Source organism: Acinetobacter sp. WCHA39 (assembly GCF_002165385.1).
GTDB lineage: Bacteria > Pseudomonadota > Gammaproteobacteria > Pseudomonadales > Moraxellaceae > Acinetobacter.
This window is the reverse complement of the sequence record NZ_NHRP01000018.1, coordinates 46,197-60,691: the sequence shown is the minus strand read 5'-3', so window position 1 is coordinate 60,691 and position 14,495 is coordinate 46,197. Positions and strand designations below refer to the sequence as shown.

At 38.7% G+C, this 14,495-nt stretch carries 12 protein-coding genes; 9 read left to right on the top strand and 3 right to left on the bottom strand.

Annotation, left to right across the window (positions count from 1 at the left end; all coding sequences use genetic code 11):
• The first annotated feature begins 125 nt into the window (after positions 1-125).
• The 5 genes from CDG56_RS10650 (at position 126) to CDG56_RS10630 (ending at position 7,136) form a co-directional block, all read left to right on the top strand.
• Positions 126-1,709, top strand: coding sequence for a TerC family protein (locus CDG56_RS10650; RefSeq protein WP_087547849.1), 1,584 nt, complete (start codon positions 126-128; stop codon positions 1,707-1,709).
• An 84-nt stretch (positions 1,710-1,793) separates the two neighbouring features.
• The gene (locus CDG56_RS10645; protein WP_087547848.1) at positions 1,794-2,276 is read left to right on the top strand and encodes a YchJ family protein; all 483 of its coding nucleotides are present in this window, start codon (positions 1,794-1,796) and stop codon (positions 2,274-2,276) included.
• Positions 2,277-2,328: 52 nt separating this feature from the next.
• Positions 2,329-2,973, top strand: a complete 645-nt coding sequence (locus CDG56_RS10640) for a trimeric intracellular cation channel family protein (protein WP_004659470.1) — start codon at positions 2,329-2,331, stop codon at positions 2,971-2,973.
• A gap of 108 nt (positions 2,974-3,081) precedes the next feature.
• Entirely contained in the window at positions 3,082-5,301 is a 2,220-nt protein-coding gene (gene parC, locus CDG56_RS10635) for a DNA topoisomerase IV subunit A (RefSeq protein WP_087547847.1), read from the top strand.
• Between the two features lie 155 nt (positions 5,302-5,456).
• Positions 5,457-7,136, top strand: a complete 1,680-nt coding sequence (locus CDG56_RS10630; RefSeq protein ID WP_087547846.1) for an AMP-binding protein — start codon at positions 5,457-5,459, stop codon at positions 7,134-7,136.
• A gap of 84 nt (positions 7,137-7,220) precedes the next feature.
• Here the strand turns inward: CDG56_RS10630 and CDG56_RS10625 are convergent, their stop codons facing one another.
• A complete protein-coding gene (locus tag CDG56_RS10625) occupies positions 7,221-7,613 on the bottom strand; it encodes a hypothetical protein (RefSeq protein ID WP_087547845.1) in 393 nt (130 codons plus the stop codon).
• Between the two features lie 151 nt (positions 7,614-7,764).
• On the opposite strand from CDG56_RS10625, the gene CDG56_RS10620 reads away from it, so the two are divergent.
• Together CDG56_RS10620 and ppa are read left to right on the top strand one after the other, a co-directional pair.
• The gene (locus CDG56_RS10620; protein WP_087536524.1) at positions 7,765-8,163 is read left to right on the top strand and encodes an MAPEG family protein; all 399 of its coding nucleotides are present in this window, start codon (positions 7,765-7,767) and stop codon (positions 8,161-8,163) included.
• A gap of 116 nt (positions 8,164-8,279) precedes the next feature.
• A complete protein-coding gene (gene ppa, locus CDG56_RS10615; protein WP_087547844.1) occupies positions 8,280-8,807 on the top strand; it encodes an inorganic diphosphatase in 528 nt (175 codons plus the stop codon).
• Positions 8,808-8,913: 106 nt separating this feature from the next.
• On the opposite strand, the gene CDG56_RS10610 is transcribed toward ppa, so the two are convergent.
• Positions 8,914-10,239, bottom strand: coding sequence for an OprD family outer membrane porin (locus tag CDG56_RS10610; protein ID WP_087547843.1), 1,326 nt, complete (start codon positions 10,237-10,239; stop codon positions 8,914-8,916).
• Positions 10,240-10,964: 725 nt separating this feature from the next.
• Here CDG56_RS10610 and CDG56_RS10605 point away from each other — a divergent pair.
• Together CDG56_RS10605 and CDG56_RS10600 are read left to right on the top strand one after the other, a co-directional pair.
• Complete coding sequence (locus CDG56_RS10605) at positions 10,965-11,777, top strand: TorF family putative porin (RefSeq protein WP_004674244.1); 813 nt, start codon at positions 10,965-10,967, stop codon at positions 11,775-11,777.
• Between the two features lie 334 nt (positions 11,778-12,111).
• A complete protein-coding gene (locus CDG56_RS10600) occupies positions 12,112-12,900 on the top strand; it encodes a TorF family putative porin (protein ID WP_087547842.1) in 789 nt (262 codons plus the stop codon).
• Positions 12,901-12,951: 51 nt separating this feature from the next.
• On the opposite strand, the gene CDG56_RS10595 is transcribed toward CDG56_RS10600, so the two are convergent.
• Positions 12,952-14,439 carry a YifB family Mg chelatase-like AAA ATPase gene (locus CDG56_RS10595; RefSeq protein WP_087536528.1) on the bottom strand — a complete coding sequence of 496 codons (1,488 nt, stop codon included), beginning with the start codon at positions 14,437-14,439 and terminating at the stop codon, positions 12,952-12,954.
• Positions 14,440-14,495: the final 56 nt, after the last annotated feature.

Below are 14,495 nucleotides of genomic sequence, written 5' to 3'. Positions count from 1 at the left end.
AGTAGTGGTTGTTGTCGCTCCGCTTTGTTCTTATTTCCTAAAAAAAATGTTTTGGCTATTTGTGCTGACCTTTTAAAATTTCAACTACATAACGATATTGCTGATTTTGCAGAGGAGTCACATCAATGATTTTTGAATGGATGTCTGATCCTGCTGCATGGGTTGGCTTAGCCACATTGGTGGTGCTTGAAATCGTCCTAGGTATTGATAACCTAGTATTTATTGCAATCTTGGCAGAAAAACTACCACCAGAACAACGTAATGCTGCTCGTAGAGTTGGTTTGATTCTCGCCTTAATCATGCGTCTAGGATTGCTTGCCGCAATTGCATGGGTTGTGACTCTAACTGAACCACTGTTCCATATTTTTGACCATGCCTTTTCTGGTCGTGACCTGATTCTGCTATTTGGTGGTGTGTTCTTACTCTTCAAAGGTACGATGGAGTTACATGAACGAATCGAGGGTCACCAAACACTGAAAGAAGAAAATCCTGTACATGCTACTTTTTGGATGGTGATTGTTCAGATTGTAGTTTTGGATGCTGTCTTTTCTTTAGACAGTGTGATTACTGCGGTTGGTATGGTTAAGCATCAAAGTGTCATGATGCTGGCAATGATTATTGCTGTTGGTATTATGCTTTGGGCATCCAAACCGCTGATGGATTTTGTGAATAAGCATCCAACGGTCGTGATTCTGTGTCTTGGCTTCCTGATGATGATCGGTTTCTCGTTAGTGGTTGAGGGCTTTGGTTTCCATATTCCGAAAGGTTATTTGTACGCTGCGATTGGTTTCTCTGTCTTAGTCGAAATCGTGAATCAGACCATGCGCCGTAATCAAGAGAAATTGGTGACGACGACTGATTTACGTTATCGCACAGCTTCTGCGGTATTACGTATGTTGGGCAGTAAAGGTAATGGTAGTGAAGGCCAAAATAAAGAAGCCGAAGATGTTTTAGCGACTCAAGCCTATGCCAAAGAAGTGTTTGACGAAGATAATGGCGTCTATCACAGCGTATTGGTACAGGGTGTTTTAGGCTTATCTGAACGTCCTGTGAAATCGGTGATGACGCCGCGTCCTGAATTAGAATGGTTAGATTTAGACGCTGATCCGGCAGAGTTGAAAGAACGTTTAATGGCAATGACCCATTCGCGGTTGATTATTGCGCGTGGTGAATTAGACAATATTGAAGGTGTTGTTTTAACGCATAAAGTGTTGAATGAATATATTGAAACAGGTGCAATTGATTTCAGTAAACACTTACGTGAGCCTGTGATTGTGCATGAAAATGCACAAGTATTAATGGTGATGGAGCAGTTACGTCAGGCTCCATTACAAATTGCCATCGTTTTAAATGAATACGGTTCTATCGAGGGAATTGCAACGCCGATAGATGTATTAGAGGCGATCGCAGGTGAGTTCCCTGATGAAGACGAATTGGAAGCTGTGGCTGCAAGTTTGGATGATGGTTCAATGTTATTAGAAGGTTCAACGGACATTCGCCATGTATCACTGTTATTAGGTAAAGATCTGGTTGATGAAAGTGAAGAATATTCAACTTTATCTGGTTATGTGTTATTCCATTTAGGTCGTTTACCTGAAAATGGGGAAATGGTTGAAGCTGATGGCTATCGCTTTGAAGTTGTTACAATGGATGGGCACAAAATTGAAAAAGTGCGTATTATTGCCAAAGAAAAGTTAGCCAATACATAATTAAGTTTGTTTTAAATAGCCTCTGAGTTTTACGATCGTGATTACGGTCGTTTTGCTCAAGGCTATTTTTATTTGAGTATTGAAATGACATTGACAGAGAATTGCCCATGTGGAAGTGGGCTATATGTAACATGTTGCCAACCTTTGCATTTGAAACAACAATTTGCTCAAAATGCAGAGCAATTAATGCGTTCGCGTTACAGTGCTTTTGCTTTAGAACAGATTGATTATATTTTGGAAACTACTGCTTTGGGGCAGCAAGCCGCTTTGGATCGAGATGCGATTGCAGATTGGAGTCAATCCAATCAGTGGCTAAAATTAGAAGTCGTGCAGCACCAGCCAAAACTGGATAAAACCCATGCCTTGGTCGAGTTCAAAGCTCATTATTGTGATAAAAATCAGGGTGACAAACAGGCGCATATTCATCATGAAATTTCACATTTTGTTTTGCATCAGCAGCACTGGTATTTTCTTGATCCAACCTTGGATCTGCAAATCACCATGAAACAACCCTGTATTTGCGGTTCAGGGAAAAAATTTAAACAATGTTGTGCGCAATTCATCTAAGTTTGCCTTAAAATAGCGCACACTTTGATGCCTGATTTAGGGATGTCGGCAGATGTTACTCACCGTGATTTATATTATTGCTATTACTGCGGAAGCGATGACAGGGGCGTTATCAGCAGGACGACGTAGTATGGACTGGTTTGGGGTAACACTGATTGCTTGTGTGACTGCTTTAGGTGGTGGTTCAGTTCGAGATGTTTTACTAGGCCATTATCCTTTAACGTGGGTCAAACATCCTGAATATTTGGTTCTGACTTGTTGTGCAGCGTTTGTCACCATTATTATCGCCAAATGGATGAAACATTTACGTAGCGTGTTTCTATTGCTTGACGCTATGGGCTTAATTGGTTTCACGATTATTGGCTGTCAAATTGCATTATCGATGGGTCACGGTTTTGTAGTTTCTGCCGTGGCAGGTGTGTTAACGGGCGTTTCAGGCGGTATCCTACGAGATATTCTTTGTAATGATGTGCCTTTAGTGTTCCGCCGTGAGTTGTACGCCAGTATTTCATTTGTTGCAGTCATCTGCTATTGGGTGTGTTTGGAAATTGGTTTACCTCATGATTTGACTGTGATTTTTACTTTAGTATTTGGTTTTACCTTGCGTGTAATCGCAATTTATTTTGGTTTGGAAATGCCGAAATTTATTTATAAAGAAGATGATGCTGAGTCTGCTTCTTCAACAGATGAGCATTGATAAGACACCATTTGACGTTTAAACAACAACAAGGGCTTGTCACAACGCATTCATCCACATAGCATACAAAACATTGACGATCACAATGATTTTGGATGACTTGCTGACATGACCAGCCTTGCACATCATGCAACCGAAAACCGCTCCGTAGCCGAATTTACCGAACAAGCTTACCTCAACTATGCCATGTACGTGATTATGGATCGTGCATTGCCGCATATTAGTGATGGTTTAAAACCCGTACAGCGCCGTATTGTCTATGCCATGAGTGAGCTGGGTTTAAAATCGACGGGCAAGCCAAAAAAATCTGCGCGTACCGTGGGCGATGTGTTGGGTAAATACCATCCGCATGGGGATTTAGCCTGTTATGAAGCCATGGTGTTGATGGCACAACCCTTTAGCTATCGTTATCCATTGATTGAAGGGCAGGGCAACTGGGGTTCACCTGATGATCCAAAATCCTTTGCAGCAATGCGTTATACCGAAGCCAAATTGTCTGCTTATAGTGAATTATTACTGAGTGAGCTTGGGCAAGGAACGAGTGAATGGCAAGATAACTTTGATGGTTCGATGAAAGAACCGATTACTTTGCCTGCACGTATCCCCAATATTTTGCTCAACGGTACGACGGGTATTGCGGTGGGAATGGCAACTGATATTCCACCGCATAACTTACGTGAAGTGGTCAAAGGTACGATTGCGCTGATTCGTAACCCTGAAACCACTGATGAAAAATTAGCAGAATATATTCCAGCACCCGATTTACCGACCAAAGCTGAAATTATTACGCCACCAGAAGAATTACTGAAAATCCAAACTACAGGGCGTGGTAGCTATCGTGCGCGTGCAGTGTATACGGTCGAAAAAAATGAGATTGTGATTACTGAGCTACCTTATCAAGTTTCAGGTTCAAAAGTCGTCACGCAAATTGCAGATCAAATGATTGCGAAAAAGTTGCCTTTGGTGGCAGATATTCGTGATGAATCAGATCATAAAAATCCAACACGCTTAGTCATTGTATTGCGTTCTAATCGTGTCGATGCTGAAACGGTGATGAGCCATTTATTTGCGACCACTGATTTAGAATCCAGCTATCGCGTTAATTTGAACATGATTGGGGCAGATGGTCGTCCTCAAGTCAAATCGATTCGCCGTATTTTGTTGGAATGGATTGAGATCCGTAAGCAAACCGTAACACGTCGTTTACAATATCATTTAAATAAAATTGAAAAACGTTTGCATATTCTGGCAGGTCTTTTAATTGCCTACCTTGATATTGATACCGTGATTCGCATCATCCGTGAGGAAGACCAGCCGAAACCCGTGTTAATGCAGCATTTTGGCATTGATGACATTCAAGCTGAAGCCATTCTGGAACTCAAGCTTCGTCATTTGGCCAAGCTTGAAGAAATGGAAATCCGCCGCGAGCAGGAGGAGTTGGAAGCCAAAGCAGCCATTATTCGTGAACAACTGGCAAATCCTGAATCATTGAAAAGCCTGATTATCAATGAACTGAAGGAAGATGCGAAAAAGTTCGGTGATGATCGTCGTTCACCGATTGTGACACGTGCAGATGCGGTACAAATCAAAGAGCAAGATTTAATGCCTGCGGAAACAGTAACTGTGGTCTTGTCAGAAGCAGGCTGGGTGAGAGCCGCTAAAGGTGGTGATGTTGATGCAGCAAATCTAAATTTCCGTGCAGGTGATCAATATTTGAGTCATGCAGTTGGGAAAACCAATCAACGGGTGTATTTCCTTGATGAAACGGGGCGTAGCTATGCCTTGCCAATCAGCAGCTTGCCATCGGCGCGTGGTCTGGGTGAGCCTTTAAGTTCCAAGCTTGCGCCTGCAAGCGGCGTATCCTTTATTCAGGTCTTTATTGAAGATGATAACAGTGAGCTGCTTGCAGTCAGTTCAAACGGATATGGATTTAAAACGCAAGCGGCGCAGTTAGATACCAATGCGAAAGCGGGTAAAGCCTTTTTGACAGTTGCAGACAATGCAACCGCTTTACCTTTATTGCCAATTCAACAAGCCACACATGTTGCAATTCTCAGTTCATCAGGGCGCTTATTGATCATAGATTTGGCTGAATTACCTGTTCTGAATAAAGGTAAAGGTAACAAGTTGATACAACTTGATGAAAAAGAGCAAATTTTATCCATGACAACACTTAATTTAGATGAAATAATCCAAGTCGCTGCAGGACAACAACACCTAAAACTGAAAGGGGACGATCTCCAAAAATATATAGGAAAAAGAGCAACAAAGGGGCAACTTTTACCACGGGGATATCAAAAAGCAAATAGACTCCTCATTCAGAGATAAGGCTAGTATTCTGTGATAAAAATACGTTATATATGACAAGGTATTCATATTATTTGAATAGATTGACAGGGCAATTCCAAAAGTTAAAAAAAGTTTTGTCATGGAAAGTAACGTCGTTACATTTTTAAGGATTACTACTCGGAGATAATGGCATTATGGAAAAAATTTGGTTTGCAGAATACCAAAAGACAGGAATCCCAGAAACAGTTGCGCTGCCTGCTGAAAACACCTCACTTGTTGATATTTTTGAACGCAATTTCCAAAAATTTGGTTCACGTGATGCCTTTATCTTCATGGATAAAGTTTTAACGTATAATGAATTAGAAGTCGCCAGCCGTAAATTTGCCACCTACCTGCAAGGTCTGGGCTTGAAAAAAGGATCGCGCGTTGCGGTGATGATGCCGAACGTATTCCAGTATCCAGTAGTTGCTCTAGGTGTATTCCGTGCAGGCTTAGTACTGGTCAATGTAAACCCACTTTATACTTCACGTGAGCTTGAGCATCAGTTAAATGACTCTGGGGCAGAAGCTCTTGTAATCATCGAAAACTTTGCTAGTGTTTATCAAAGCATTATTGGTAAAACACCAGTGAAGCATGTTGTGGTTGCTTCTGTCGGTGACATGCTCGGTACACTGAAAGGTACGATTGTAAACTTCGTTTTACGTAAAGTACGTAAACAAATTCCAGCATGGAATATTCCTGGCCACGTTAAATTTAATGCAGCGTTAGGTAAAGCAAATCCAAGCAATTATAAACGCCCAAATTTGACCTTAAGCGATACGGCTGTACTGCAATATACAGGTGGTACGACAGGTGTTTCTAAAGGTGCTGAGTTAACACACCGTAACTTGGTTTCTAACCTATTACAATGTGATGGTATTTTCTCAAGTAAATTTGGCACAGGTGACGGTTCCAAAGATGATCGTATCGTGTGTGCGTTACCGCTTTATCACATCTTTGCATTCATGGTGTGCGCGCTTTACGGTATGTATAAAGGTCAAGCGAATATCTTGATTCCGAACCCACGTGACCTACCAGCAGTCGTTGGCGAATTACGTAAATACCAACCTTCTTTCTTCCCAGCAGTAAACACCTTGTTTAATGCCTTAGTGAATAACGAAGAATTCAAACAGCTTGACCATAGCAAATTGAAGATGGCAATGGGTGGTGGTATGGCGGTATTGCCATCGACTGCTGAAGCGTGGAAAAAAGTAACAGGCACCATCATCATTGAAGGTTATGGCTTGTCTGAGACTTCACCAGTTGCAACAGCAAACCCTCCTGCAACGACTGAGTTTAGCGGCACGATTGGTATCCCATTACCATTGACTGAAGTTGCTTTACTTGATGATGATGGTAACGAAGTGGCATTTGGTGAGCAGGGTGAAATTTCGATTCGTGGCCCACAGGTAATGAAAGGCTACTGGAATCGTCCTGATGAAACTGAGAAAGTCATGACCAAAGACGGTTTCTTCCGTACGGGTGATGTTGGTGTCATGGATTCACGCGGTTATTTCAAAATTGTAGACCGTAAAAAAGATATGATCTTGGTTTCAGGCTTTAACGTTTACCCGAGTGAAATTGAAGAAGTGATTGCGAAGCATCCAAAAGTATTGGAAGTTGCTGCGATTGGTGTGCCAGATGAAAAATCAGGTGAAGTGCCTAAATTATTCATCGTGAAAAAAGATCCTTCATTAACAACTGAAGAAATTATTGCTTATGCAAAACAAAACTTAACAGGCTATAAATGCCCACGTTATGTTGAGTTTATGGATGATCTACCAAAATCAAACGTAGGTAAGATCTTACGTAAAGATTTACGTAAACCAGCTTAAGAATCCCACTTAGCCTCCGTTTAAAATAAGGGAGCTATTGGAAATAAAAAACGCCAGAATTGTGGCGTTTTTTTTTATTTGGGCTTATTGAGTACTATTTGACTTCATTAACCAACGATCAATATAAGGCCGTCCAATCCCAACAATGCCGACAAATACAAGCATGGTCGCAAGTTGAAAACGTAACCGAATTGGGTCAATTCCATTAAAGCTGAAGTAATTGTCCGCAAAAACGTAGAGAACAACTATCGTTAGCCAATGCCAAAGTGTGAGCCTTTTAATTCCAACTGCATAAAATGCAAGTGTGAGAATCGCGAAAGTCCCCAAAGTTGATTGCCAATTGAGGTTTGCACAAATCACGCTGAGTAGAAATGCGATGATGGGCAACACTACTTTGAGAACGCGGTCAACTAAAAGCTGATGCTCTCGTTGTTGAGCAAGAACATCAAACAATTTGTTTTGATCTTGAGCTGGCATAACATGACCTTGAGATTGAATCAAAGAAAACTACTTTTAAAACTAGCAGAATATATAAAAGCAGTGCTTGTTGAACAAGCACAAATGAAAGTTTGATAAATTATAAGTTATGATAGCATGATCACAAGAACTTCAAATGATGGATATCAGCATGCAAGGTATTAGCGGCATTATATTGATTCTTATCGTTGCGTGTTTATTGCCATATGTTTTTACCTTAATTGCAAAAGCAAAAGGTGGCTTCCAAGCAAAGGATAATCAGAATCCGCGTGATTTTTTGGCGAAAACGACAGGTCTAGCTGCAAGAGCCAATGCAGTACAACAGAATAGTTTTGAAAGTTTACCCTTATTTATCGCTGCAATTTTAATGGCTGAATATATGGTTGTGCCTGAGAAATTTATTCTGAGCTTAGGTTGGGCGTATATTATATTTCGCATTATTTATGGCATCTGTTATTTAGCGAATCTAGCTACTTTACGTTCGATTATTTGGTTTTTTTCAATATTTTGTCCAATTTTACTGTTTGTGATTACGATTAAACTGACCTAAATCGATGTTGAGTATAAAATTCATTAACGCTCAGCATATCTAGCATCATTTTTATGGTATTCACGCTATAATCTGTCGGATTTACATCTAAGTTCACAAGATAAACGAGTGTTGATATGAGTTATAGCAATATTCCTGCGGGTAAAGACGCACCAAATGACATCTATGTCATCATTGAGATTCCTGCAAATGCAGCGCCAATCAAATACGAAATCGATAAAGATTCTGATGCGTTATTTGTAGACCGTTTTATGGGTACAGCAATGTTCTACCCAGCTAACTATGGTTATGTACCAAATACATTGTCAGAAGATGGTGACCCATTAGACGTATTGGTTGTAACGCCACATCCTGTTGCTGCGGGTTCAGTCATTCGTTGCCGCCCAGTGGGTAAATTAAAAATGGAAGATGATGGTGGTATCGATGCGAAACTCATCGCAGTTCCACATGAGAAGTTATCTCCTCTCTATAAAGATGTGAAAGAATATACAGATCTTCCACCTTTATTGATTAGCCAAGTTGAGCATTTCTTTGCTCACTATAAAGATTTAGAGCCAGGTAAATGGGTGAAAATCAGCGGGTGGGAAGGTGCTGACGTTGCAAAAGCTGAAGTATTGAAAGCAATCGAAGCTGCTAAGCAGTAATTTTCTGAGTAGATTCAGCTAGATTTTATGATTTAAAGTCTAGCTGATAAAAAAACCTCCATTCAATTGAATGGAGGTTTTTTTATGACTTAAATAAAGCTGTGAATTAGAACAGTTTCACAGGAATATCAAGGAACAAACGCCATTCATTGGTTGAGCCAATGACATTGCTGACATATTCACCAGAAACATTATTATAGGTATCACTTGAACGTAAGTAAGAATAGCGAACACGTAGGCTTGCATCTTTCAATGTACCTGTTTGAACTGTATATTTGACTTGGTTAAAGAGCTCATGTTCTTCGGCTTGGTCAATGATTTTTGAGCGATCTGTTATTTTAGCGATATCAATATCCCAACCATAAACAAATGCAGTTGTCCAGTTTAGACCAGGTAAACCGTGATTTTTAAAGTTGTAGTTATATTGTAGCCCGACAGATTTTTCATCATTACCATTAAAGTCACCTAAATAGGAATTAGGGACATAGATACTTTGTAAACCATCAGCATTATAGCCATAGTCATATCCAGTATTACCTGTGTTATCTTGATAAGAAAGCATGACATTATGTACATCTTTGCCATAGCCCACTGAAACAGCCCAAATCGAGTTTTTACGGTTTGCTAGATCATCTGTGGTATGTGAATCAGTGAGCGCATCTTTATCCCATTTTGTATGATAACCCATGGCATCAAGTGTTAAGGTACTCTTGTCTTTTAAGCCTTGGGTAAAGTTTACATTAGCATAATGACGTTCTAACTTATCTTGAACATCTAAGCCATAATACGATGAATTGAGTTGATCATTAAATTTATATTTAGCACCCCAAACTACTGCACGATCAAGCCCTTGACCTGTCACATCTTTATCGGTACTAATTTGGTTTGACATTTGGTTTTTTGTGAATTTACCTGCAACCACATTTAGATTTGGAATTTCATTACTTTCAACGAAAACACCTGTGTAATACTCAGGTACTAAACGGGCTTGATTACTTGCCATGACAGGAAGTGTTGACACCTGTGTACCATAAGTCACGGTTGTGTTGGAAATACGTGCTTTCACATTGGCACCACCACGAGCCCAATGATCATAAGCAAATCCACGATCATCTACAGGAATCATTTGATTACCCGTATTATTATTCGCACCAAGCTTGAAAGATGCATCACCTACTAGGCCAACACCAAAGCCAACAACACCCTTTGTAAAGCCTGACTGAAGATCAAAAATGGCAGTTTGCGCTGTTGAGCTTGTATCATTTGTTAAACCGTCTTTTTTATCACGATTTAAAAAGCCTGTGCGGAACAATACTGAACCATTTGCATCCTCAACAAAACCTTTTGCTTCGCTTTGTTCGCTTGCGTATGTTGAGGAGATCAATGCGGCATTAATCAAAACCGCTAATGTTAGTTTCTTTGCCTTTGGCATAGGTAGCCTCATAATAAATAAGATCAATTTCGGTCAGAATCGAAATTTTGACCAATTGTATAAGTTATGCATAAAAAAGATAGATTTTTATTAAAATATTTTAATTAAATTTACACAAAAACAGGATAGGATTTTTTGTTTTTATTCTTGTATAAAAAATAGATGAATTAAAATTAAATATTTGTTTTTTATATAAAAAATACAATATAATTCCTGTAATTAAAATTGATTATTTTTTGATATTTTCTTTTTAAAATATGTGACTATATTAATAATTTCTTTTCAAATTTAATGAGTTATTTTGTAATTGATTAAAAAATGATTGAGTTGATTTGCAAAAAATGACATCCCGATGAGTGGTAAGATTTTTGTATCAAAAAGCGCTCGTTTTTTAAAAGTTGCACTTATGTTGTGCGAATTTTCCTCGCTTTTTAAGCCAATACTTTAAATGTTTAACAATGATCGATTGTCGAGCAGTATTGTTGCATTATTTTTGTGCGGTTTAATTACTAATCTTATTTTTTGCTTAAAAATGGATCAAAAAATCTATTTTAAAACGCTTAAATAGCCCTTTTTTATTCTCTTTATATATTTCATGACAAAGCGGTGACATCAAACCTAGGTTTTATAGTGCTTTAAAGAAGTTGGCATAGCATTTGCTACTCACATAATGATGCAACTTAAAACATAAATTCAGTCGAATATCCATCATGGGGGAGATCAATATGATGAAATTTGCATGTAAAGCGATCGCGTTAAGTATTTTTGCTGTGACTTCGACTTTTGCTATGGCAGAAGATAAACCTTCATTATATGGTATTACTGCATCGGGCAATGTTTCAGCTGTAACAGATTATCGTTTTCGTGGTGTGACACAATCTTCGAATAATCCTGCGATTCAAGGTGGATTTACATTTTCACATACTTCAGGTGCGTATTTAGCACTTTGGGGTTCAAGTGTAGATTTCGGTATTCCTGGTGTTTCAACTGAAACTGACGCTACATTAGGTTTTACTAATAGTTTTGCCTTAACAGATAAAATTAAACCAACCTACGATGTAGGTGTAATTCATTATGGATATATAGGTTCTAAATCTAATGCTGTAAATGGATATAATGGTAAGAAAGGTTTAGCTTTTACAGAAGTATTTGGTAAGCTGACTTTCCCTGAAACATTATTAGCAGGTGATGCTCTAAGTGTAGGCGTGAATTATTCACCTGATTACTGGGGTAGAACTGATGATTTTTGGTATTTTAACTTAGGTTACTCAGCACCAATTGCAAGCACAGGTTTAACAGGTTTAGCATCTGTAGGGTATAATAAATTAAAAAATAAAGACGCTTTAAGTGTTGTTGCTGGTGGTCCTGGAAAAGATGATAATTATATCGACTATAAAGTTGGTGTAAATTATAACTTCTTAGGTATCCTCGCTGAAGTTGATGTTGTTGGAACAAATGTAAGTACTTCAGGTATGAGCGATAATGCTAAAAAACCTTATGATACGGGTGTTTTATTTAGTTTGACTAAAACATTCTAATTTAAAAAACATTTATAAACCTTTAAAAAGCCAGCAAATTGCTGGCTTTTTTTATTCATTCTTAGAAAAGAAAAACGAAAATTTCATATTAAAAATAGGTGCTAATTATGTGCGTCTCTATATTTAAAGATGCATTTTATTATCACATTTTAATCCTGAGCGGTTGATTGATTAATAGAAAAATAAAATAAATATATTTAAAATATAATTATAATCAATAATTTATATTTAATTTTAATTTAATTTTTACTTTTGGCACAGCATTTGCAAATTTCATCATGATGCAATTTAGAACATAAATCAGTTGAATATCTAAATCATGGGGGAAATCAATATGATGAAATTTGCATGCAAAGCTACAGTTCTAGCGATGGTATTTACAGCATCAACTTTAAGTTTGGCTGAAGAAACAAAGCTACCATTTCCAGGAACGATTACAGGCAATGTAAACGTAGTATCTAGTTATAATCTACGTGGTATGACAAATTCACCTGAAAGTGATACACCTGCAGTACAAGGTGGGCTTGATTATACGCATGATAGTGGATTCTATTTAGGATACTGGTTTTCGACCTTAACTGCTGCATATGCAGATTTTAATACCTCACCGACTTATGTAAAAGAAGAGAAGAAGTCATTTGAAAATGATTTATATGCAGGATACAAAGGAAAAATCACAAAAGATTTGGGCTATCAAATTGGTGGGACTGTTTATTATTACTATCCAGGCTGGGAATCAACGGGTTATGAAACAATTGTCGGACTGAGCTACAAAGACTTTAATATTACTGCTCAGACATTATTAAATAATGTGACTTTTGGTAATAAAGGTGACACCTATTTCTTGGCAACTTATGCACCTAAATTAGCTGGCGGATTTACAGGTAAAGCACAAGTTGCGGCCTATTATTATGGTGATGATGATGAGTATTTAGCTTACCAAGCTAAAGCAGGAGATGTCACCAAAACTGATTTTGCTTTCCGTCACGCAACTCTTGGATTGTCACATCCTTTAGGTAATACTGGTGCAACTTGGAGTCTAGACTATATCTTCGGTGGCTATACTCGTGATGAAACAAAGCAAAAAAATAAAGTTGTTTTGGGTTTAGGTTACGCTTTCTAAGAACAATAAAAACCAAAGCGACCTATAAGGTCGCTTTTTTATGGTCTGGTTTTAAGTTGAATGACCCCGATAAGACAAGGCTTCTGTTAAATGGGTTGTTAAAATGATATCGCTTTCAGCTAAGTCGGCTATGGTTCGTGCAACACGAAGTACACGATGATAGGCGCGTGCTGAGAGATTAAGTCGCTGTTGAGCCATTTCGATGATTTTGGCTGAATTTTCATCTAATTGAGCATATTGTTCTAGTAAATTTGGAGAAAGTGCCTGATTCAAACATTGCTGTCTTAACATTTGTTTATCATAAGCTTTCATCACGCGTTGCCGCACAATTGTAGAACTTTCTGTCGGACTTTGATCTTGTAGTTCTTTGGTCTGCAAAGGTGGTACATCAATATGTAAATCAATACGATCTAATAATGGACCTGAGATACGATTTTGATAGCGTTGAATATTTTCTACTGAGCACTGGCAGCGGCTATCTTGATTAAATGCGTAGCCACAAGGACATGGATTCATTGCTGCAATAAATTGAAAATTCGCTGGAAATGTCATTTGTCTTGCCGCACGGGAGATGACGATCTCTTTCGACTCTAGAGGTTGTCTGAGAACTTCCAAAACTTTACGGTCAAATTCAGGTAATTCATCTAAAAATAATACGCCTAAATGTGCAAGTGTAATTTCGCCTGGTTTAGGTTGTGAACCGCCTCCAACTAGTGCAATCGCTGACGCAGTATGGTGTGGTGCACGGAAGGGTCGTTGTCCAAAAGTATGTTGAGCATTTGCAACTGAATAAATACTTGCGACTTCTAAATTTTCTTGAGCATTAAGTGGTGGCAAAATAGAAGGTAGCCGAGAAGCCAGTAATGTTTTACCTGTGCCAGGTGGACCTTTGAAAAGTAGAGAATGCCCACCCGCTGCTGCTATTTCTAGTGCACGACGGGGACGTAATTGACCTTTGACATCTGCAAGATCAAATTGATAGTGAGTACTTGTTAAATTTTCTTGTTTGGGTGCGGTTGATAAATGAGAAGTGCCCAAAAAGTGTGCACACACATCTTGTAAATGACTGGCAGCATAAACTTCAAACTGCGGAAATTGATTGGCTTCTTCTAGATTATTAGTAGGTACCAATAAGCGGTGTTGGGCTTGTTGGCAAGCCATCGCAATTGGCAATATTCCAGTAACAGGGCGTAAATGTCCATCTAATGCAAGTTCACCAATAAATTCAAAGCCGTCAGTACAATTTTCAGGAAGTTGACCTGAAGCAATTAAAATTCCTAGTGCGATCGGTAAATCTAGGCGGGAGCCATCTTTAGGAAGATCTGCAGGTGCTAAATTAATCGTTAAACGTTTGGTTGGAAACAAGAAACCACTGTTGATAATTGCTGATCGAACACGATCTTTACTTTCCCTTACAGCGGCTTCTGCTAAACCTACAATGGTTAAGGAGGGGAGTCCTGAACTGATATGAACTTCAACTTCGATTTGAGGGGCATGTAAACCTAATAAACCCCTCGTGTAAATTTTTGCGAAAGACATTTTATTATTGTTCCATCATGGTGCTTTATTTTTAATCATTTTTGTTGATCTCTGCG